19 protein-coding genes are annotated in these 19,128 nt (G+C 68.1%); 12 read left to right on the top strand and 7 right to left on the bottom strand.

What is annotated here, in order from left to right:
* Position 1: 1 nt before the first annotated feature.
* Entirely contained in the window at positions 2 to 775 is a 774-nt protein-coding gene (locus tag A5773_RS00810; RefSeq protein WP_082948018.1) for an Rv3717 family N-acetylmuramoyl-L-alanine amidase, read from the bottom strand.
* 98 nt (positions 776 to 873) lie between these two features.
* Here A5773_RS00810 and A5773_RS00805 point away from each other — a divergent pair, with 98 nt between their 5' ends.
* Entirely contained in the window at positions 874 to 1,221 is a 348-nt protein-coding gene (locus tag A5773_RS00805; protein WP_066955869.1) for a YbaB/EbfC family nucleoid-associated protein, read from the top strand.
* 10 nt (positions 1,222 to 1,231) lie between these two features.
* Positions 1,232 to 1,843 (top strand): recombination mediator RecR, encoded by a 612-nt coding sequence (gene recR, locus A5773_RS00800; RefSeq protein WP_066955865.1) that lies wholly within the window; start codon positions 1,232 to 1,234, stop codon positions 1,841 to 1,843.
* Between the two features lie 6 nt (positions 1,844 to 1,849).
* Here recR and A5773_RS00795 read toward each other — a convergent pair whose 3' ends face one another.
* The 3 genes from A5773_RS00795 to A5773_RS00785 are packed head-to-tail and all read right to left on the bottom strand — an operon-like array spanning position 1,850 to position 4,218.
* Complete coding sequence (locus A5773_RS00795) at positions 1,850 to 2,287, bottom strand: hypothetical protein (protein WP_082948017.1); 438 nt, start codon at positions 2,285 to 2,287, stop codon at positions 1,850 to 1,852.
* A 1-nt stretch (position 2,288) separates the two neighbouring features.
* Entirely contained in the window at positions 2,289 to 2,996 is a 708-nt protein-coding gene (locus tag A5773_RS00790) for a type 1 glutamine amidotransferase (protein ID WP_066955862.1), read from the bottom strand.
* Complete coding sequence (locus tag A5773_RS00785) at positions 2,989 to 4,218, bottom strand: Mur ligase family protein (RefSeq protein ID WP_067788912.1); 1,230 nt, start codon at positions 4,216 to 4,218, stop codon at positions 2,989 to 2,991. The genes A5773_RS00790 and A5773_RS00785 overlap by 8 nt, the downstream gene beginning before the upstream one ends.
* Positions 4,219 to 4,377: 159 nt before the next feature.
* Here A5773_RS00785 and A5773_RS00780 point away from each other — a divergent pair, with 159 nt between their 5' ends.
* Positions 4,378 to 5,370, top strand: a complete 993-nt coding sequence (locus A5773_RS00780; RefSeq protein ID WP_066955847.1) for a DEDDh family exonuclease — start codon at positions 4,378 to 4,380, stop codon at positions 5,368 to 5,370.
* Positions 5,371 to 5,376: 6 nt separating this feature from the next.
* Here A5773_RS00780 and A5773_RS00775 read toward each other — a convergent pair whose 3' ends face one another.
* Complete coding sequence (locus A5773_RS00775) at positions 5,377 to 6,051, bottom strand: response regulator transcription factor (RefSeq protein ID WP_066955844.1); 675 nt, start codon at positions 6,049 to 6,051, stop codon at positions 5,377 to 5,379.
* Positions 6,052 to 6,170: 119 nt separating this feature from the next.
* Between A5773_RS00775 and A5773_RS26210 the strand changes: the two genes are divergently transcribed.
* Entirely contained in the window at positions 6,171 to 6,326 is a 156-nt protein-coding gene (locus A5773_RS26210; RefSeq protein ID WP_197503757.1) for a DUF6131 family protein, read from the top strand.
* A gap of 300 nt (positions 6,327 to 6,626) precedes the next feature.
* On the opposite strand, the gene leuA is transcribed toward A5773_RS26210, so the two are convergent.
* A complete protein-coding gene (leuA, locus tag A5773_RS00770; protein WP_197505799.1) occupies positions 6,627 to 8,468 on the bottom strand; it encodes a 2-isopropylmalate synthase in 1,842 nt (613 codons plus the stop codon).
* Between the two features lie 230 nt (positions 8,469 to 8,698).
* Here leuA and A5773_RS00765 point away from each other — a divergent pair, with 230 nt between their 5' ends.
* The 4 genes from A5773_RS00765 (at position 8,699) to A5773_RS00750 (ending at position 13,949) form a co-directional block, all read left to right on the top strand.
* The gene (locus A5773_RS00765) at positions 8,699 to 9,964 is read left to right on the top strand and encodes an aspartate kinase (protein ID WP_066955838.1); all 1,266 of its coding nucleotides are present in this window, start codon (positions 8,699 to 8,701) and stop codon (positions 9,962 to 9,964) included.
* A complete protein-coding gene (locus A5773_RS00760) occupies positions 9,965 to 10,999 on the top strand; it encodes an aspartate-semialdehyde dehydrogenase (RefSeq protein ID WP_066955835.1) in 1,035 nt (344 codons plus the stop codon).
* A 7-nt stretch (positions 11,000 to 11,006) separates the two neighbouring features.
* The gene (locus A5773_RS00755) at positions 11,007 to 12,149 is read left to right on the top strand and encodes a DUF4185 domain-containing protein (RefSeq protein WP_067262846.1); all 1,143 of its coding nucleotides are present in this window, start codon (positions 11,007 to 11,009) and stop codon (positions 12,147 to 12,149) included.
* 96 nt (positions 12,150 to 12,245) lie between these two features.
* Positions 12,246 to 13,949 carry an NAD-binding protein gene (locus A5773_RS00750; RefSeq protein ID WP_231989173.1) on the top strand — a complete coding sequence of 568 codons (1,704 nt, stop codon included), beginning with the start codon at positions 12,246 to 12,248 and terminating at the stop codon, positions 13,947 to 13,949.
* 14 nt (positions 13,950 to 13,963) lie between these two features.
* On the opposite strand, the gene A5773_RS00745 is transcribed toward A5773_RS00750, so the two are convergent.
* On the bottom strand, positions 13,964 to 15,472 hold the full coding sequence (locus tag A5773_RS00745; protein ID WP_067788909.1) for a sensor domain-containing protein: 1,509 nt from the start codon (positions 15,470 to 15,472) through the stop codon (positions 13,964 to 13,966).
* Positions 15,473 to 15,727: 255 nt separating this feature from the next.
* Between A5773_RS00745 and A5773_RS00740 the strand changes: the two genes are divergently transcribed.
* The 4 genes from A5773_RS00740 to A5773_RS00730 all read left to right on the top strand — a co-directional run bounded on the left by A5773_RS00740 (position 15,728) and on the right by A5773_RS00730 (position 18,980).
* Positions 15,728 to 16,105 (top strand): hypothetical protein, encoded by a 378-nt coding sequence (locus tag A5773_RS00740; protein WP_066955826.1) that lies wholly within the window; start codon positions 15,728 to 15,730, stop codon positions 16,103 to 16,105.
* Between the two features lie 157 nt (positions 16,106 to 16,262).
* A complete protein-coding gene (locus A5773_RS25280) occupies positions 16,263 to 16,727 on the top strand; it encodes a hypothetical protein (RefSeq protein ID WP_082948015.1) in 465 nt (154 codons plus the stop codon).
* Between the two features lie 118 nt (positions 16,728 to 16,845).
* On the top strand, positions 16,846 to 18,294 hold the full coding sequence (locus tag A5773_RS00735) for a catalase (RefSeq protein ID WP_066955823.1): 1,449 nt from the start codon (positions 16,846 to 16,848) through the stop codon (positions 18,292 to 18,294).
* A 38-nt stretch (positions 18,295 to 18,332) separates the two neighbouring features.
* Positions 18,333 to 18,980 carry a sensor domain-containing protein gene (locus tag A5773_RS00730; protein ID WP_156659669.1) on the top strand — a complete coding sequence of 216 codons (648 nt, stop codon included), beginning with the start codon at positions 18,333 to 18,335 and terminating at the stop codon, positions 18,978 to 18,980.
* Positions 18,981 to 19,128: the final 148 nt, after the last annotated feature.

The raw sequence follows: 19,128 nt of genomic DNA, 5'->3' as shown, positions 1-19,128 counted from the left end.
CCTAGCGCGCCTGGCCCTGCGAGGCGAGGAAACCCGCGACGCCGCGGACCATCGCGTCGGCGTACTTCTGCCTGCCCTCGGCCGACTCCATCTGCGCCGAGTCCGCGGGGTTTTTCATGTTGCCGCATTCGACCAGGATCGACGGGTACTGCGCCAGGTTCAGCCCGGCGAGGTCCGAGCGTCCATACAGCCCGTTCTGGCCGATGTAGTTGGCCGGCGGGATACCCGAGGCCTGCATCTGGTCGCGCATGATCCGGGCGTACTGCACGGACGGTCCGGCCTGCACCTGGTTGAGCGGCGGGGCCGAATAGTTGACGTGGAATCCGCGGCCCGATGCCGGGCCGCCGTCGGCGTGGATGCTCAGGACCGCATTGGGGTGCAACGCATTGGCCATGTTGGCGCGCTCGTCGACGCACGGCCCCAGCCCGGTGTCGTTGCCGCGCGCCATGGCGGTCCGGACGCCGAGGGCGTTCAACTCCGCGCGAACCCGCAGCGCGGTGTCCCAGGTGAAGGTGTGTTCCTGGTAGCCGCTGTTGGTCGACGTCCCGCTCGCCTGGCAGTCCTTGGTGCCCCCGCGGCCCGTCGGCACCTGGCGGCCGATGGACGCGTCGTTGGAGCCGTTGTGGCCGGGATCGATGAACACCACCATGCCGGCGATGTTGGAGGGGACCCCCCATGCCGGCGGGGCGGCGGTCGGGGTGATCGCGACCGAAGCGGTAACCAGCGCGCCGATGACCAACCTGATGCCGACACGCCTGCTCACTCGTAGGTCCACGGCGCAAAGGTAGCGTCGCGCGGTCTACGCTGAGTGTTTCGAATCGCCGGACACACGCAGGCGAAACCAACTCGAGACCAAGATGCGAGGGGACTGTCATGCAACCCGGAGGCGACATGTCGGCGCTGCTGGCCCAGGCGCAGGAGATGCAGCAGAAGTTGATGGAAGCCCAGCAACAGCTGGCGAATGCCGAGGTGCACGGGCAGGCCGGCGGAGGCTTGGTCAGGGTGACCGTCAAAGGCAGTGGCGAGGTGGTCGCGGTGCAGATCGATCCCAAGGTCGTCGACCCCGGGGACGTCGAGACGCTGCAGGACTTGATCGTCGGGGCCATGGGCGACGCGTCGAAGCAGGTCACCCGCATGGCGCAGGAGCGGCTGGGCGCGCTGGCCGGCGGTTTCGGCGGCCCACCCCCGGGCCAGCCTCCGGCCCCGGCGCCGGGGCTCTAGACCTTCCGACATGTTTGAAGGACCCGTCCAGGATCTGATCGACGAGCTCGGCAAGCTGCCGGGCATCGGGCCCAAGAGCGCTCAGCGCATCGCCTTCCACCTGCTGTCCGTCGAACCGCCGGACATCGACCGGCTGACCGCGGCGCTGGGAAAGGTCCGCGACGGCGTGCGGTTCTGCGCGGTGTGCGGCAACGTCTCCGACAACGAGCGCTGCCGCATCTGCTCGGATCCCCGGCGGGACGGCTCGTTGGTATGCGTGGTCGAGGAGCCGAAGGACGTCCAGGCGGTCGAGCGCACCCGCGAATTCCGCGGCCGGTATCACGTGCTGGGCGGCGCGCTGGATCCATTGTCGGGGGTGGGGCCCGATCAGCTGCGGATCCGCGAGCTGCTGAGCCGGATCGGTGAGCGGGTCGACGACGTCGACATCACCGAGGTGATCATCGCCACCGACCCGAACACCGAGGGGGAGGCGACGGCCACCTACCTGGTGCGGATGTTGCGCGACATCCCGGGGCTGACGGTGACGCGGATCGCGTCGGGGCTGCCGATGGGCGGAGACCTGGAGTTCGCCGACGAACTGACGCTGGGCCGCGCGCTGGTCGGCCGCCGGGCGATGGTCTGACGTCGCTCAGGTTTTGGTCAATCGGAACGGCCGAGTGACCGTCGAGCCTGGACCGCCGCACCCGTCGGACGTGGTCGTCGTGCCCTCACCGGCAAGCGACACGGCGTCGAAGCTGTAGTCGACGGTTGCCGGGACCGATGTTCCGTTCGCGCACGGCGCCTGCGTCGCCCCGCTGTGGGTCCAGCGTCCGTTCACGAGGTCGAACTCCCAGCTGATGACGAACGTCCCGCCGTCCTGCGAGGTCGCCAGCGTGCAGTCCGACCCGCAGGGGGCGAAAAGCCACATGGTCGATTTGTCGCTGTCGGTATAGAGCACGGTGTAACGACCGCTCGGCACCTCCGGGGTGGCGTGCGCCGGCGCCGGCGCAATCAATGCGGCCGCGACCAGCAGGGCGCCGCCGCCCGCCAACCCCGGCCGGCTGCTTCTCGCGATGTCATTCCGCACGTCAGCGCGCCCCTAACCGCTCCCGGCGCAACAACTCCACCTCGGGCAGGTCCAACGGCGCCAGCTCACCCACCACCTTGCTCAGCAGCAGGTCGGCCAGCTCCGGGTTGCGCGCCAGGCACGGCCCGTGCATGTAGGTGGCGACGACGCTGCCCTGCACCGCGCCGTCGAAGCCGTCGCCCGCCCGGTTGCCCGCGCCCTTGACCACAGCGCCCAGCGGCGACGCGGCGGGGCCCAGGACGGTGCCGCCCCGGTGGTTCTCGAATCCGGTGAGCCGCTGGGTCAGCCCGGGCAGCAGCGGCTTGGTGATCAGTTCGCCGATGGTGCGGGCGTCCTGCGGCGAGGTGGTCGCGTCGAGCAGGCCCACGCCGTCGACCCGTTCCCCTGCCGACGTCTCATACCACCGCCCCAGCACCTGGACCGCGGCGCAGATCGCCAGCACGGGCGCGCCCCGCTCCGCGGCGCGCTGCAGCCCGGGGTGCTTGACCAGGTGCCTGGTGGCCAACCGCTGCGCGTAGTCCTCGGCGCCGCCCAGGGTGTAGAGGTCCAGCGAGTCCGGCACCGGGTCGGCGAGCGTGATCTCGATGACCTCCGCGGCGATGCCCCGCAGTCGCAGCCGCTGGCGCAGCACCAGCGCGTTGCCGCCGTCGCCGTAGGTGCCCATCACGTCGGGCAACACCAGCCCGATCCGCACGGTCGAGTCAGCCATGGCGCGCCAACGCCCGTTGCAGCTGGAGGAACGCGGTGTAGTTGGCGACGACCTCGACCCGCCCCGGCGGGCAGGACGCGATGGCGGCCACGGTGTCGTGCACCAGGGTGTGGTCGACGCCCGCGTAGCCGAGGCGCACCGCGAGGTCGGTGCCCCGTTCCCCGGCGGCCACCACGGCGGTGTGCTCGAAATGCTCGAAGCGCACGTCCCATAGCCAGGACAGGTCCTCGCCGTCGGGGACCTGCCCGTTGACCGAGATGACCACCCCGGCCGCCTGCTTGTCCACCATGGACAGAGCCTCCTGCCAGCCGGCCGGGTTCTTGGCCAGCAGGATCCGCGCCTCGTGGTCGCCGACGCGGACGGTCCGATAGCGGCCGGCGACCTCGTCGACGCCCGACACGGCCGCCAGCGCCTTCGAAGGATCCGCGCCCAGCGCGACGGTGGCGGCCACGGCCTGGGCGGCGTTGCCCCGATTGACCGCGCCCGGCAGCGCCAACCGCATCGGCAGCGCCAGCCCGTCGGGCCCGTACAGCGTCTCGTCGTCGAACCACCACTGCGGGCTGGGCCGCTTGAAGTCTGCGCCGGTGGAATACCAGTGGCCCTTCTCGCGGACGATGACCTCGCCGCTGCGTGGGCAGCTGACCGAGTCGTTCGCCCACGAGCCCCCCGCGGCCACCCACACCACGTTCGGGCTGTCGTAGGCCGCCGACGTCATCAGCACGTCGTCGCAGTTGGCCACGACGACCGCCGTCGGGTGCCTGGCCAGCCCGGCCCGCAGCGTGCGTTCGATGACGTTGATCTCGCCGACGCGGTCCAACTGGTCGCGCGACAGGTTGAGCAGCACGACGACGGCCGGCTCGACGGCATCGGAGACGTGCGGCACGTGCATCTCGTCGACTTCCAGGGCCGCCAGGGTCGCCTCGCGGCGCGCGGCCAACGCGGCCACCAGGCCGGCGTCCATGTTGGCGCCCTCGGCGTTGGTGGCCACCGGTCCCAGCGTGGCCAGCGCGGCGGCGGTCATCCGGGTGGTGGTCGACTTGCCGTTGGTGCCGGTGACGATGACGGTGCGCCGCCCGGCCGCGAGCTGACGGAGCACCGAGCGGTCCAGGGTCATCGCGATCAGGCCGCCGATCATCGCCCCGGCGCCGCGCCCGGTCACCCGGGATGCCCAGCGCGCGCTCGCTCCCGCCGCGAGGGCGAGACGTGCACGGGTGGTGACCACGCGGGTGAGTTTAGAGGCGGGCCGCCGCCCGCATCGAATCCCGGGCGATCGCAAGCGCGGCGCTGGTGTCGGGTGCGGCGGGTCGCCCGCATCGAATTCCGTGCCGACACGGCAGCGCAGCGACCAGGCGTTGTCGGCCGGACGTGCCATCCTCAACTCATGAACCGGGTGTCCTGGGGGCGACCGGCCAGCGAGCCGGACGGGGGCTGGGCTGTCATCGACGTTGAGACCTCGGGTTTTCGCCCGGGTCAGGCACGGGTCATCAGCCTGGCGGTGCTGGGCCTCGACGACGACGGGCGCGTCGAGCAATCGGTGGTCAGCCTGCTGAACCCCGGGGTCGATCCCGGTCCCACCCACGTGCACGGCCTGACCACCGCCATGCTGGAAGACCAACCGCAGTTCGCCGACATCGTCGATGACGTGGTCAAGGTGCTGGACGGCCGCACGCTGGTTGCCCACAATGTCGCGTTCGACTATGCGTTCCTGACCGCGGAAGCCGAGCTCGCCGAGGCCGAACTACCCATCGACGCCGTCATGTGCACGGTCGAGCTGGCCCGGCGGCTGGATCTCGGCACCGACAACCTGCGGTTGGAGACCCTCGCGGCGCACTGGGGCGTGACCCAGGAACGGCCGCACGACGCCTTCGACGACGCAATGGTGCTGACCGGTGTGCTGGCGTCGGCCCTCGAGCGCGCGCGCCAACGTGACATCTGGCTGCCGGTGCATCCGGTCACCCGCCGCCGCTGGCCGAACGGCCGCGTCACCCATGACGAGCTGCGCCCGTTGAAGGTGCTGGCCTCGCGGATGCCCTGCCCGTACCTGAATCCCGGCCACTACGTGGGTGGCAGGCCGCTGGTGCAGGGCATGCGGGTTGCCCTGGCGGCCGAGGTCGGGCGCACCCACGAGGAACTCGTGGAGCGGATCCTGCATGCCGGGCTGGCCTACAGCGACACCGTCGACGGGGAGACGTCGCTGGTGGTGTGCAACGATCCCGCCCCGGACCAGGGCAAGGGCTACCTGGCTCGGCAGCTGGGGATCCCGGTGATTTCCGACACGCAGTTCATGGACTCCATCCGCGCCGTCGTGGGCGGCACCAGCATGGAGGAGTTCACCGACACCACCGCGCTCGACCAGCAGCTCGCGCTGTTCTGAGCTCGGTCAGGGGCCACCGCGCCAGTGTTCGATGCGGTGATGGTCAGGTGTGAACCCGTGATCCACACCCCACAGCACGGCCTGGGTCCGACTGCCCACGCCGATTTTGCGATAGATCGTGCGGATGTACGACTTCACCGTGTTGGGACTTAGGTAGGTCAACCGTGCCACGTCGGCATTGCTCTTACCCTGGGTGATCAGCGCCAGGATCTCCGCTTCCCGGTCGCTGAGCCCTTCGTTACGGCCCGGCCAGTCCAGCCCGGGAGCGCTGCGCGGTCGCCCGGTCACCGGGCTGATAACCACCTCGCCCGAATGCACCGCCTCCAATGCGGCTACCAGTTCCCGGGCCGGCAGGGTCTTGGACAGATATCCCTGAGCGCCATGCCGCCGTGCACTCTCGACGAGGTCGGGGTGAAAGTTCCAGGTGTAGACGACAACCCGGCGTGCTCGGGGGTTCGCCGTCAGAACTCCGATCTCCTCTTGATCGGATTCGGGTTGGGCGAATGAGTCGTACAGCACGATGTCGACGGCGTCGTCGACGGGCATGGTGGAGTCCAGTTCCGCAATGACGACGCGGTCCCGGTAGGGGTCCAACATGTTGGCGACGCCCTTCACGACGACGTCATAGTCGTCGACGAGCGCGACGGTGATCGGCGCGCTGGCACGTGACGATCGCGTCATGCCGGGAAGATTACCTACCTAGGGGTGTATTGGTACCCCCCTTAGGGGTGGTCGACTGAAGTCGGTGCCGGGCAACCGGCCGCACGAGGTAGTCACGCATCCGGAGGGGAAGGCTCATCATGATCATTCTCGGCATCGTCCTGCTGGTCGCAGGATTCCTGCTCAAGATCTCGATCCTGTGGACGATCGGGATCATCCTGTTGGTCATCGGCGCGATCCTGGCGGTCCTGGGCAACGTCGGACGCCCCGTCGCCGGCCGCCGACACTATTTCTGAACGGCGAAAGCGCTAACCGGCTTCGCGACCCTAGGCCGGCGGCGACACGCGAGGCCATTGACGGGCCCTTCCGCCACAGCGCTGTGGCGGCGGGGCCCGCCTAGGGCTTTGGGGCCGACCCGCGGCGTCCGCCTGGGGCTTTGGCCGACCCGCGGCGCCCGGCGTTAGCGCCGCGCTTGCGATCGGCCCGGGGCTGTGGGCCGACCCGCTGCGCCCGGCGTCAGCACCGCGCTTGCGATCGGCCCGGGGCTGTGGGCCGACCCGCTGCGCCCGGCGTCAGCACCGCGCTTGCGATCGGCCCTAGCGCGACGCGCGGTTGACCGCCGACACGACAGCGCGCAGCGACGCGGTGGTGATCGACGGCGCGATGCCGACGCCCCACACCGTGCGGCCGTTGACCGACGCCTCCACGTACGCGGCGGCCTGCGCGTCGTCGCCGGCGCTCATCGCGTGCTCGGAGTAGTCGAGGACCGCGACGTCGAATCCCACGTCGCCCAGCGCGTGCACGAACGCCGCCAGGGGGCCGTTGCCGGCGCCGCTGATCTCGGTCTCGGTCCCGTTGACCTTCACGGTCGCGGCGATCGTGGTGGTGCCGCTGTCTTCCTCGGACGCCTCGACCCGCTGCTTGATCCGCTCCAGCGGCCAGACCGGGGCCAGGTACTCCTCGTAGAACGCGTCCCACATCTCCTTCGGGGAGACCTCGCCGCCCTCACCTTCGGTGATCTTCTGGATTGCCTGGGAGAACTCGATCTGCAGCCGTCGCGGCAACGCGAGGCCGTGGTCGGACTTCATGATGTAGGCCACGCCGCCCTTGCCGGACTGCGAGTTGACCCGGATCACCGCCTCATAGGTGCGACCGACGTCCTTGGGGTCGATCGGCAGATACGGCACCTGCCAGGGGATGTCCTCGACGTCGGCGTCCGCGGCGTCGGCATCGATCTTCATCTGGTCCAGGCCCTTGTTGATCGCGTCCTGGTGGCTGCCGGAGAACGCGGTGTAGACCAGGTCCCCGCCGTAGGGGTGACGCTCGGGCACCGGCAGCTGATTGCAGTACTCCACCGTGCGACGGATCTCGTCGATGTTGGAGAAGTCGATCTGGGGGTCCACGCCGCGGGAGAACAGGTTGAGCCCCAGCGTCACCAGGCATACGTTGCCGGTGCGCTCGCCGTTGCCGAACAGGCAGCCCTCGATCCGGTCGGCGCCGGCGGCGAAGCCCAATTCGGCTGCGGCGACCGCTGTTCCGCGGTCGTTGTGCGGGTGCAGGCTCAGGATGACCGACTCCCGGTTGGCCAGGTTGCGGCTCATCCACTCGATCGAATCGGCGTAGACGTTGGGAGTGGCCATCTCCACCGTGGCGGGCAGGTTGAAGATGATCGGGTTGTCCGGCGTCGGCGCGATGATCTCGCCGACGGCGTCACACACCTGCCTCGCGTACTCCAGCTCGGTCCCGGTGTAGGACTCCGGCGAGTATTCGAAACGCCATTGTGTGCCAGGGTATTTGGCTGCCTCCTCGACGCACTTGCGGGCACCGTCGGTGGCGATGGCCTGTACCGCGGCCCGGTCGGCGCGAAAAACCACGCGGCGCTGCAGGATTGACGTGGAATTGTAAAAGTGCACGATGGCCCGCGGCGCGCCCTCGCATGCGATGAAGGTGCGTTCGATGAGTTCGGGACGGCACTGGGTCAGCACCTGGATGGTGACGTCGTCGGGGATGGCGCCTTCGGTGATGATCTCGCGGACGAAGTCGAAGTCGGTTTGACTGGCCGACGGGAAGCCGACCTCGATCTCCTTGTAGCCCATGCGAACCAGCAGATCGAACATGCGGCGCTTGCGGGTGGGGCTCATCGGGTCGATCAGCGCCTGATTGCCGTCGCGCAGGTCCACCGCGCACCACAGCGGGGCGCGGTCGATGACGCGGTCGGGCCAGGTGCGGCCGGGGAGCCGGATCGGCTCGACTTCCTCGGCGAAGGACCGGTACCGGTTGACCGGCATCGCCGAACCGCGCTGGGGGTTCCATGCGGGCTGGCCGGGCCCCGGCGGGCCCGCGGGTTTGACGATCGAACGTGTTGACGTATAGGCGTCGGGATTGGAAGTCACGGTAGTTGCTCCGGGGGTGTCAGAAGGAACCTCAGACCGGCGCATCGCGAACACCCGCGACGGGAAGCCGGTCTGGATCAGACCCCGTCGCGGCGTCCGAGGAGGAGCACCCGCTGCACGAGGAGAACTCTACCGCGATTGGCGTCGCGGAGAAAATTGCGCTAAAACTCGCTCAAAACCGCAGGCTGCGGTGCTTAGCAACGCTGCGTAAACCGTTATGCGCAGCCACGTATTCTGTTGTGGGCTTAAATCGTGCCGGAAGGGCGGGAAAAGTAGTGGCGCTCGTCGTGCAAAAGTACGGCGGATCCTCGGTGGCCGACGCCGATCGGATCCGTCGTGTCGCCGAGCGCATCGTCGCGACCAAAAAGCAGGGGAACGACGTCGTTGTGGTGGTTTCGGCCATGGGCGACACCACCGACGACCTGATGGACCTGGCCCAGCAGGTGTGCCCTGCCCCGCCGCCGCGCGAACTCGACATGTTGCTGACCGCCGGCGAGCGCATCTCCAACGCTCTGGTGGCCATGGCGATCGAGTCGCTGGGAGCGCAGGCGCGCTCGTTCACCGGTTCGCAGGCCGGCGTCATCACCACCGGCACCCATGGCAACGCGAAGATCATTGAGGTCACCCCGGGGCGGCTGCAGGCCGCGCTCGATGAGGGGCGCATCGTGCTGGTCGCCGGCTTCCAGGGTGTCAGCCAGGACACCCGCGACGTCACCACGCTCGGCCGCGGCGGCTCGGACACCACCGCGGTGGCGCTGGCCGCCGCGCTGCACGCCGACGTCTGCGAGATCTACACCGACGTGGACGGCATCTTCACCGCCGACCCGCGCATCGTGCACAACGCGCGCCGGCTGGACAAGGTGACCTTCGAGGAAATGCTCGAAATGGCGGCCTGCGGCGCGAAGGTGCTGATGCTGCGCTGTGTGGAATACGCCCGCCGCTACAACATTCCGGTGCACGTCCGCTCGTCGTACTCGGACAAGCCGGGCACCGTCGTCGTCGGATCGATCAAGGACATAGCCATGGAAGACCCCATCCTGACCGGAGTCGCGCACGATCGCAGCGAGGCCAAGGTGACCATCGTCGGCATCCCCGACATCCCCGGCTATGCGTCCCGGGTGTTCCGGGCCGTCGCGGACGCCGACGTGAACATCGACATGGTGTTGCAGAACGTCTCCAAGGTCGAGGACGGCAAGACCGACATCACCTTCACCTGCTCGCGGGACAGCGGGCCGACGGCGGTGGCGAAGCTGGATTCGCTCAAGGACGAGATCGGGTTCACCCAGCTGCTCTACGACGACCACATCGGCAAGGTGTCGCTGATCGGCGCGGGCATGCGCAGCCATCCCGGCGTCACCGCGACCTTCTGCGAGGCCCTGGCGGAGGTGGGCGTCAACATCGAGCTGATCTCCACCTCCGAGATCCGCATCTCCGTGCTGTGCCGCGACACCGAACTAGATAAGGCCGTCGTGGCGTTGCACGAGGCGTTCGGGCTCGGCGGCGACGAGTCGGCGACGGTGTACGCGGGGACGGGCAGGTAAATGGTTTCCATAGGTGTAGTGGGCGCCACCGGGCAGGTGGGCCAGGTGATGCGCAGGTTGCTCGACGAGCGGGACTTCCCCGCCACGTCGGTGCGGTTCTTCGCGTCGTCCCGCTCGCAGGGGCGCAAGCTGGAGTTTCGCGGCCAGGAGATCGAGGTCGAGGACGCCGCTACCGCCGACCCGCGCGGGCTGGACATCGCGCTGTTCTCCGCCGGCAAGACGATGTCGCTGGTGCAGGCGCCGCGGTTCGCCGCGGCCGGGGTGACGGTGATCGACAACTCGTCGGCGTGGCGCAAGGACCCCGACGTGCCGCTGGTGGTGTCCGAGGTGAACTTCGAGCGGGACGCGCACCGCAGACCCAAAGGCATCATCGCCAACCCGAACTGCACCACGATGGCCGCGATGCCGGTGCTCAAGGTCCTGCACGACGAGGCCGGGCTGACCCGCCTGGTGGTCTCGAGCTACCAGGCGGTGTCGGGCAGCGGGCTGGCCGGCGTGGAGGAGCTGGCGACTCAGGCGCGCGCTGTCATCGACGACGCCGAGCAGTTGGTGCACGACGGTTCCGCGGTGGAGTTTCCGGCGCCCAAGACCTACGTCGCGCCGATCGCCTTCAACGTGGTGCCGTTGGCCGGGTCCCTGGTCGACGACGGCTCCGGGGAGACCGACGAGGACCAGAAGCTGCGGCACGAGAGCCGCAAGATCCTCGGCATCCCCGACCTGGCGGTCAGCGGGACCTGCGTGCGGGTGCCGGTATTCACCGGGCACTCGTTGTCGATGAACGCCGAATTCGCCCGGCCACTGTCGCCGGAGCGTGCCCGGGCGCTGCTCGACGGTGCGCCCGGCGTCAAGGTCGTCGACGTGCCGACCCCGTTGGCGGCGGCGGGCGTCGACGAATCGCTGGTCGGCCGCATCCGGCAAGACCCGGGTGTCCCCGACGGGCGCGGCCTCGCCCTGTTCGTTTCGGGAGACAACCTGCGCAAGGGGGCCGCGCTGAACACCATCCAGATTGCCGAGCTGCTGGCCGCCCAGTTGTAATAGGCGGGTGAGCACCGCCCACGCCCGACTGGTCTCGGGGTGCTCGCTTGCACTGATCCTGTTTGTGCTGCAATGGTTTTGGGCCGCGCACGCCGACCCGCCGGCGCCGGTCCCCGAACCAATCGTGCAGCCGCTGGCGCCCGGCCAGGTGCTGCGGCTCGGCCCTACGGCCGGCACCGGCACCCCGACCGGCGACTACGGCATCGGCGCGACCGACCTCTGTGAGTTCGTCGAGTTCCCCACCGAGCTGCTGCAGGTCTGCGGCGACAGCTTCGCCGGCCAAGGCGTCGGGTTCGGCGGCTGGTACGCGCCGGTGGCGCTGCACGTGGACACCGCCTCCGTCGACGACCCGGCCGGCGTGCGCTACACCGGCGTGACCGGGGTCAGCAAACCGCTGCTGGCCGATCCCGCCCCGCCGGGCACCTCGCAGCTGCCCGCGGGCGTGGTGCAGATCAATCGGCGCAACTACATGATGGTGACGACGACGAAAAACCTGGAGCCACAGAGCTCCCGGCTCGTCACTGCCGAGCCCGCACGGGCTGGGTGGCAGACCATCGCCGGGTCGCGGCGAACGGCGTCATACCAGGGCGGCTCGCAGACACAGATCAGCGGCTACTACGACCCGATCCCGACGCCGGACTCGCCCACCGGCTGGGTGTACATCGTGGCCGACAGCTTCACCCGCAGGGATCCCGTCGTGCTGTATCGGGCCACCCCGCAAACGTTTACCGACCGGTCCCGTTGGCAGGGCTGGGCGGCCGGACCCAACGGCGGCTGGGGGAAGGTCCCCACCCCGCTATGGCCAGATGCGGCGGGCGAGATGTGCGTGCGGCAAATCGATGGGAAGGCCGTGCTGTCGTACTTCAACGCGGTAACCGGCAACATGGAGGTCCGCGTGGCCGACGATCCGACGTCGCTGGGCGATGCGCCGGTGACCACGGTGGTGCAGCACGACGAGTGGCCCGAGCCGGCGGAAAGCCTGCCGCCGCCCTACGACAACCGGCTCGCGCAACCGTACGGCGGCTACATCTCGCCCGGCTCGACGCTCGACGAGCTGCGAATCTTCGTCAGCCAGTGGGACACACGCGCGCGCGTGGCCGCGCCGTATCGGGTGATCCAGTTCGCCGTCAACCCGTTCAAGCCGGGCTAGCGAGAAGTCGCCCCCCGCCGCGCCAATATGCCAGACACCGCTGACCAGCGGTGAAACGATATTGGCGTGAATGGCAGTCGTGGTGCTCGGCGCTCTGTGCCGAATTCTCTGCGATCGCTCGCACTGTTATTGGCCGACTACCGCTGGCACGTGCTCGCCGGGGTGGGCGTCGCGGCGCTCGTTCTGGGCAATATCGGGTTCTGGCAGTTGTGGAAGCATCATCCTGAACCGAGCGACATCGTCTTCTGGAGCTTCAAGCTGTTCACGGCGTCGACCCCGGTCGACGATCACCTGCCTGTCACGCTGGATATCGCCCGCTTCCTGGCCCCGCTCGTCGCCGGCTTCGCGGGGCTCAGCGGCTTGGCGTCGCTGTTCCGCGACCGGGTGCAACAGATGCGCATACCGCTGATGAGCGGTCACGTGGTCGTCTGCGGGCTGGGAGATGTGGGCAGCGCATTTCTGCACCATCTCCGCGAGGCGGGGGATCGGGTGGTTGTCATCGACTCGGACGCGGCAAATCCGAACATGCAGCTGTGCCACGGCTGGGGTGTGCCGGTGATCGTCGGCGATGCTCAGCAGGAACGAACCCTGCAGGCGGCCGGCGTCCGGCGCGCATCGCGGCTGCTCGCGCTGTGTCCGAACGATGCGGTCAACACCGAGATCGTCGCCGTTGCCAGCGCGCTTGCGGGTGGTCGTTCCGGCAATGTGCTGACCTGTCTGGCCCAGATCGGGGACCCGGAGCTGTGCGCGCTGCTGAGGATCCGGGAGGCCGAGCGCGCCGATGCGGCCTCGGCGCTGGACTTCTTCAACACCGACGAGATCGGCGCGCGATTGCTGCTCGACGAGTTTCCCGTCGACACCGGGCGCGACCGCCCGCACATCCTCATCGCCGGCCTCGATGAGCTGGGCGCCTGGGTGGTGTACCACGCGGCCCGGGATTGGTATGACCACCGCGGCGACAACACCGCCGCGCTGGTGGTCACCGTCGTCGACAACCAGGCCGACCGCCGGGTGAAGTTGCTCCTCGGCCACTATCCCGCCCTCGAGCAGGTGTGCAGCTTCATCACGCTGCCCGCGGCTGTCAGCAACATCCACCGGCTGCGCTCCTATCACGCCGATGCGGGAGCGCCCCCGCTGGCCCGCGCCTACGTGACCGCCGACAACGACGAGCAATCCGTCGAGTTGGCATTGCAGCTGAGGCATGAACTGGACGCGGCCGTCCCCTTGGTCGTCGCGCTGGCCCGGTCGCGCGGGGTTGCCCGCCTCCTCGACGAGGCCGGCAGCTCCGGCGGACCCGACATCGATGTCTTCCCGACCCTCGAACGAACCTGCACGGTCGAACTCACTCGCGGCGGTTCGTATGAGGCCATCGCCCATGCGATCCACCGTCGCTGGTGCGCCGAACAACTCGCGTCCGGCAAGCCTGCGCCGCCATGGTCCGAGCTCGATGAATCACGCAAAGATTCCAGCCGCGCGCAGGCGCGCCACATTGGGGTCAAGCTGCGCAACATCGGTTGTGACCTTGCGCCCTTGCGGGACTGGGACGCATCGGAATTCGTGTTCGGCACCGACGAGGTCGAGACGCTCGCGGTCGCCGAACACGACCGCTGGATGGCCGAGCGCCTCGCCGACGGCTGGTCTTTGGGTGAGAAGGACATCGAAAACAAGAGGACCCCGTATCTGGTGCCCTTCTCGGACCTGCCCGACGAGGTCGCCGACTACGACCGCGTGTTCGTGCGGGAGATCCCCGCCCTCCTTGCCTCGGCCGGCCTGCAGGTGATCCGCACCCGGCAGAAGTGAGAAACGGCCGCCACTTAGAACTTCGGCCCCGCGGACTTCGGCACCTTGACGGCCATTTTCGCGGCGATCACGCTGCCCTGATCGGTGATGTGGTCTCCGCACACCTTGACGTCGATCACATAACTGGACGCCGCCTGCAACACCCGCTGGCACGCGTAGCTGGGACGTTCGCCCTGTTGTCTGTACATCTGAGTGATCTGCGGGGCATGCCCGGTGAGGTTGTCCAGGATCCACGTGTATGCGCGGCCGTTGTCGAGGTAGGTCGCGGTCACCGTCTTCCCATCGCAGGCCGCCCATTCGTTCGCCGAGCGCCGCACGAAGTCCAGGGCCTGATCTCTGGTCGGAAAGGCCGCCACGGCTTGGTCGACGAAGTGATGATTGCCCTCGCCTGCCCGGACCCAGCCACCCGAGTCCTCCAGCGCCGCCCAGTCGAGTTCCTTTTCTCCGCTGTCTTCATACGTCAGGTCCGCGCCGGGATAGAGCACGCCCATGCACCACCGCGGCGACACGTCAACGGCCTTGCTGACGTCCTTGAACGTCTTGCCTTGGTTGTCGGGGGTTTTCGCCATGTTGGAGGTGCCCGCGATGGAGTTGATCTCCGCGTCGCTCAGCAGGATGGACTCCAGGGACAGGGTGGCGGGACCCGGCTTGGGCCGAAGGAGCACCACCGCGGCGACGACAATCGCGATCAGGACGGCCAAACCCGCGCCGCCGGCGATGAGCAACCTGGCGCGCGGCCGGTGTCGCTTGCCGACCTTGGGAGCGTGCGGGGGCGCGGCGTCGGAGCCCGCCGCCGGGACCGCTCCCGATTCGGGTTCCGCCGGCGCGCCGGGCGTCGCAACAGGCGCGGCGGCTTCGGTTGAAGGTTCTTCGTCGACCGACTTGAGCAGGGCATCGATGTTGTTTCGCGCCTGATAGGTGACGTCGGGACGGTCGCGCAGCTTGGCCAGCAATCGGGCGATGTCACGGCGCGCAGCCGGATCGGCCCCGTCCTCGTGCAGTCCGACCTTCAGCTCCGACACCAACTCGGCCTGCTGGCGGGCGCTGAGCTCCGGGTCGGCAAGGGTATTGCCCAGCCGCATCAGATAGGCGAAGGGCACCGGCGGTTCCTCGGGCAGCGGTGACGGCAGCGGCTCAAGCTTTTCCTTCAATTCGTGCACCGCTTCGATCAACTGAATACCGCTGTCCACGTTCGGATTTCGGTAGTCGATGACTTGAGTCTCGGCCAGCGGAGTGAGCCGCATGGAATCGACCGGGCCCACCTGGACGGGAAGGATCGGACGGCGCAGAGCTTCCGCGTAGCGCAACTCGGCTTGGCAGGGCTTCGACGCCATCGAGTTGTTCGACAGCGCATAGACGAACACGTCGCAGCCCCGGATTTGCTCGAGGATGGTGCGCCACCATGCGTCACCGCCGCCCAACGTTTCGTCGACCCACACGTGCTGACGTGCGTCCCGCAACGCCTTCAGGAGATTCTGGATCGCCGCCTTGTCCTGGCTGGAGTGACTGACGAATAGCGTCATGCTTTCTCCTGATGCAGGGTCGGCGGTTTGTCGGTCTGCGGGCGGCCACATCACTGTCGAGGCGTTTCAGGCAGCGTAAATCTTCGGTGGTGGGGCAGGTGGGCGATTGGGAGGCCCCAGAGCGTGCGGTGCGCGCACGGTTCCAGCGGGTCCGCCGGATAGGGGTTCTACCAGGCAAGATGGCTGTTCATCTCACAGCTGCTACTTAAGTGATGCATAGCCGCGACTGGTGTTAACACCTTCATCATTTGTCTCATGAGTGAAACATCTGAAACCCCCACCGCGCGGACCTCCACCGCAACTGCCCCCGCACCCGCAACTGCAGCCGCGCTTTACAAGACCCCCAGGGTCTTTATCGCCGCGGCATGGGTTGCCATTGTCGCCGGAATTGTGTTCATCGTCTCCGTCATTTTCTTCACCGGAATGGCTCTGGGACACCACGGCGGTCATCACCACCACCACAAGCACCACGCGGCGTGGATGCATCCGCACCGCATGGGCGGTCCGGGTGGCCCGGGTGCCCAGCAGGGTGGCCAAGCCGGCGTCCAGCAGGGCGGACCCGCGTCGGCGACCCCCGGCGCCCCCGGGCCCAGCCAGATCCCGTCGTCGGTCGCCCCGTCCCGGACGCCGTAGTCCGACCCGCTCCTGAAACAAGCAGCAGCCCGGTGCTCGCCAGAGCACCGGGCTGCGTGTCGTTTCGTCACCGGCAACTAACCACCCGATCTCGATTCACAGCAAGTTTGTGGGACGAACCTGTTATGCCCGTCGTGACGCTGGGCATGATTCAGGAATGAGCGAGACACCCGAACCGTCGACGACCCCGCCCGCAGCTGCACCCCCACCGCCGCCGCCTGCCCCGGAGCGGGTGAAACCGCCGCGGCTCTACACGGCTGCGGCGTGGGTGATCATCGTCGCCGGGATCGTCTTCATCATCTCCACCGTGTTCTTTGCCGGTGCCTTCGTCTTCGGGCATTACCACCACTGCCACCATCACCACGGCCAGATGTTCAAACCGGGCGGAGGCCCGGGTGGCCCTGGGCCGGGCAACGGGCCGTGGGGACCGGGATACGGCCCCGGACCGTGGGGGTCCGGTGGGCCCGCACCCGCCGGCGGCCCGTGGGGTGATGGCGGGCCGGGGTTGATCGTGCCCATGCCCCCCGGCGGTCCGGGCGGCCCCGGCGGACCGGGTCTGAGCGGTCCTGGCGGGCCGCCGCCGGCGAGCGCGACACCCAGCCCGCCGGCGCCGCGTCCGTGACGGGTGGCCCGGCCGAGGTTTTTCTTGCCTTGGTCCAGAAACGGAGAATAGTTATTGGCGCGCAAGAATTTTCGTCGCCACAGCCTGGAGTAAGCCCAGCAAACGAGGAGATAGCGACATGACGGAGCGTTTCACCACCACTGATGCCGGCATCGCTGCGCCCAGCGACGACCAGTCGTTGACCGTCGGTCCCGACGGGCCGATCCTGCTGCAGGACCATTACCTGATCGAGCAGATGGCCCAGTTCAACCGGGAGCGCATCCCGGAACGTCAGCCGCACGCGAAGGGCGGCGGCGGCTTCGGCACCTTCGAGGTCACCAACGACGTCAGCAAGTACACGAGGGCCGCGGTCTTCCAACCCGGCACGAAAACGGACATGCTCGCCAGGTTCTCCACGGTCGCGGGCGAGCGCGGCAGCCCGGACACCTGGCGCGACCCGCGTGGCTTCGCGCTGAAGTTCTACACCAGCGAAGGCAATTTCGACCTGGTCGGCAACAACACGCCGGTGTTCTTCATGCGCGACCCGCTGAAGTTCCAGCACTTCATTCGGTCCCAAAAGCGCATGCAGGCAACGAACTTGCGCGACCACAACATGCAATGGGACTTCTGGACGCTCTCGCCGGAGTCCGCGCATCAGGTGACCTGGCTGATGGGTGATCGCGGCATCCCCAAGACGTGGCGGCACATGAACGGATACAGCAGCCACACCTACAGCTGGATCAACGCCGCCGGCGAAATCTTCTGGGTGAAGTACCACTTCATCACCGACCAGGGCATCGACTTCCTGACCCAGGAGGACGCCGACCGGCTGGCCGGCGAGGACGGCGACTACCACCAGCGCGACCTCTACGAGGCAATCGAGGGCGGGGATCACCCGAGCTGGACGCTCAAGATGCAGATCATGCCCTACGAGGAGGCCCGCAACTATCGGTTCAACCCGTTCGACCTGACCAAAGTGTGGCCGCACGGCGACTACCCGCTGATCGACGTCGGCAAGATGACGCTGAACCGCAACGTCATCGACTACCACACCGAGATCGAGCAGGCGGCCTTCGAGCCGAACAACACCGTGCCCGGCACCGGACTGAGCCCCGACAAGATGCTGCAGGCCCGCGGGTTCTCCTACTCCGACGCGCACCGCGCCAGGCTGGGGACCAACTATCGGCAGATCCCCGTCAACACGCCGAAAGTCGAGGTGAACAGCTATTCAAAGGACGGCGCGATGCGGATGACGAACGTCGCCGACCCCGTGTATGCGCCCAACTCCTACGGCGGCCCGCACGCCGACCCGGCCCGCGCCGCCGAGGTGCGCTGGCACGCCGACGGCGACATGGTCCGTGCCGCCTACACGCTGCACGCCGAGGACGACGACTGGGGACAGGCCGGCACCATGGTCCGCGACGTCCTCGACGACGAGGCCCGGGACCGGCTGGCGCACAACATCATTGGGCACGTCTCCAAGGGAGTGAAGGAGCCGGTGCTGTCGCGGGTGTTCGAGTACTGGCGCAACGTCGACCCCGACCTCGGCAAAAAAGTCGAAGAGGGCGTCCGGGCAAACGGGGGCTGACCTCGCGCCCACGTGCCTGGCATGATCGCCTCATGACCATGCGGGTTCGCGCGGCCGTCATCACCATCGGCCTGGCCGTCGGCGGAGCGGTCGCGCTTCCGGTTGCGGCCGCCCACCCGTCGGACCCGGGGGTGGTGAATTACGCGGTCCTGGGCAAGGGGTCGGTCGGCAACATCGTCGGTGGGCCCATGGGCTGGGAGTCGGTGTTTACCCGACCGGTGCAGGGCGATTGGGTGGACGTTCCGGTGTGCAACAACTGGGCCGACATCGGCTTGCCCGAGGTGTATGAGGACCCCGACTTGGCGTCGTTCAACGGTGCGGTCACCCAGACTTCGGCCACCGACCAAACCCACTTCGTGAAGCAGGCCGTCGGTGTGTTTGCCACCAACGACGCCGCCGGCCGCGCCTTCCATCGGGTGGTGGATCGGACGGTGGGCTGCTCGGGCCAGACCACCCCGATGCACCTGGACAACGGCGTCACACAGGTGTGGTCGTTCGATGGCGGGCCGCCCGACGCCGCCGACGCGAACTGGACCAAGCAAGAGGCCGGTACCGATCGGCGGTGCTTCAATCAAACCAGGCTGCGTGAAAATGTGTTGTTGCAGGCCAAGGTCTGCCAATCTGGCAACGCCGGGCCGGCGGTCAACGTGCTGGCTGGGGCGATGCAGAACGCGCTGGGTCAGTGAGCCGGGTTCGGGGACCGGGTCGGGCATGCTTGGAATTGGGCGCGAACGGGAATATGTCGGAGCCATCTGTTAGATGAAGTAGTGGCGGTTACCGTTCCGTCGACTGTGTCGGGAAGCGGTCCGTAGGCGCATGTTCGAGCTTGCTCAG

It is taken from the genome of Mycobacterium sp. 852014-52450_SCH5900713 (assembly GCF_001667075.1).
GTDB lineage: Bacteria > Actinomycetota > Actinomycetes > Mycobacteriales > Mycobacteriaceae > Mycobacterium.
Note: the sequence above shows the minus strand (reverse complement) of the source record. Positions and strands in the feature narration are given on the sequence as shown.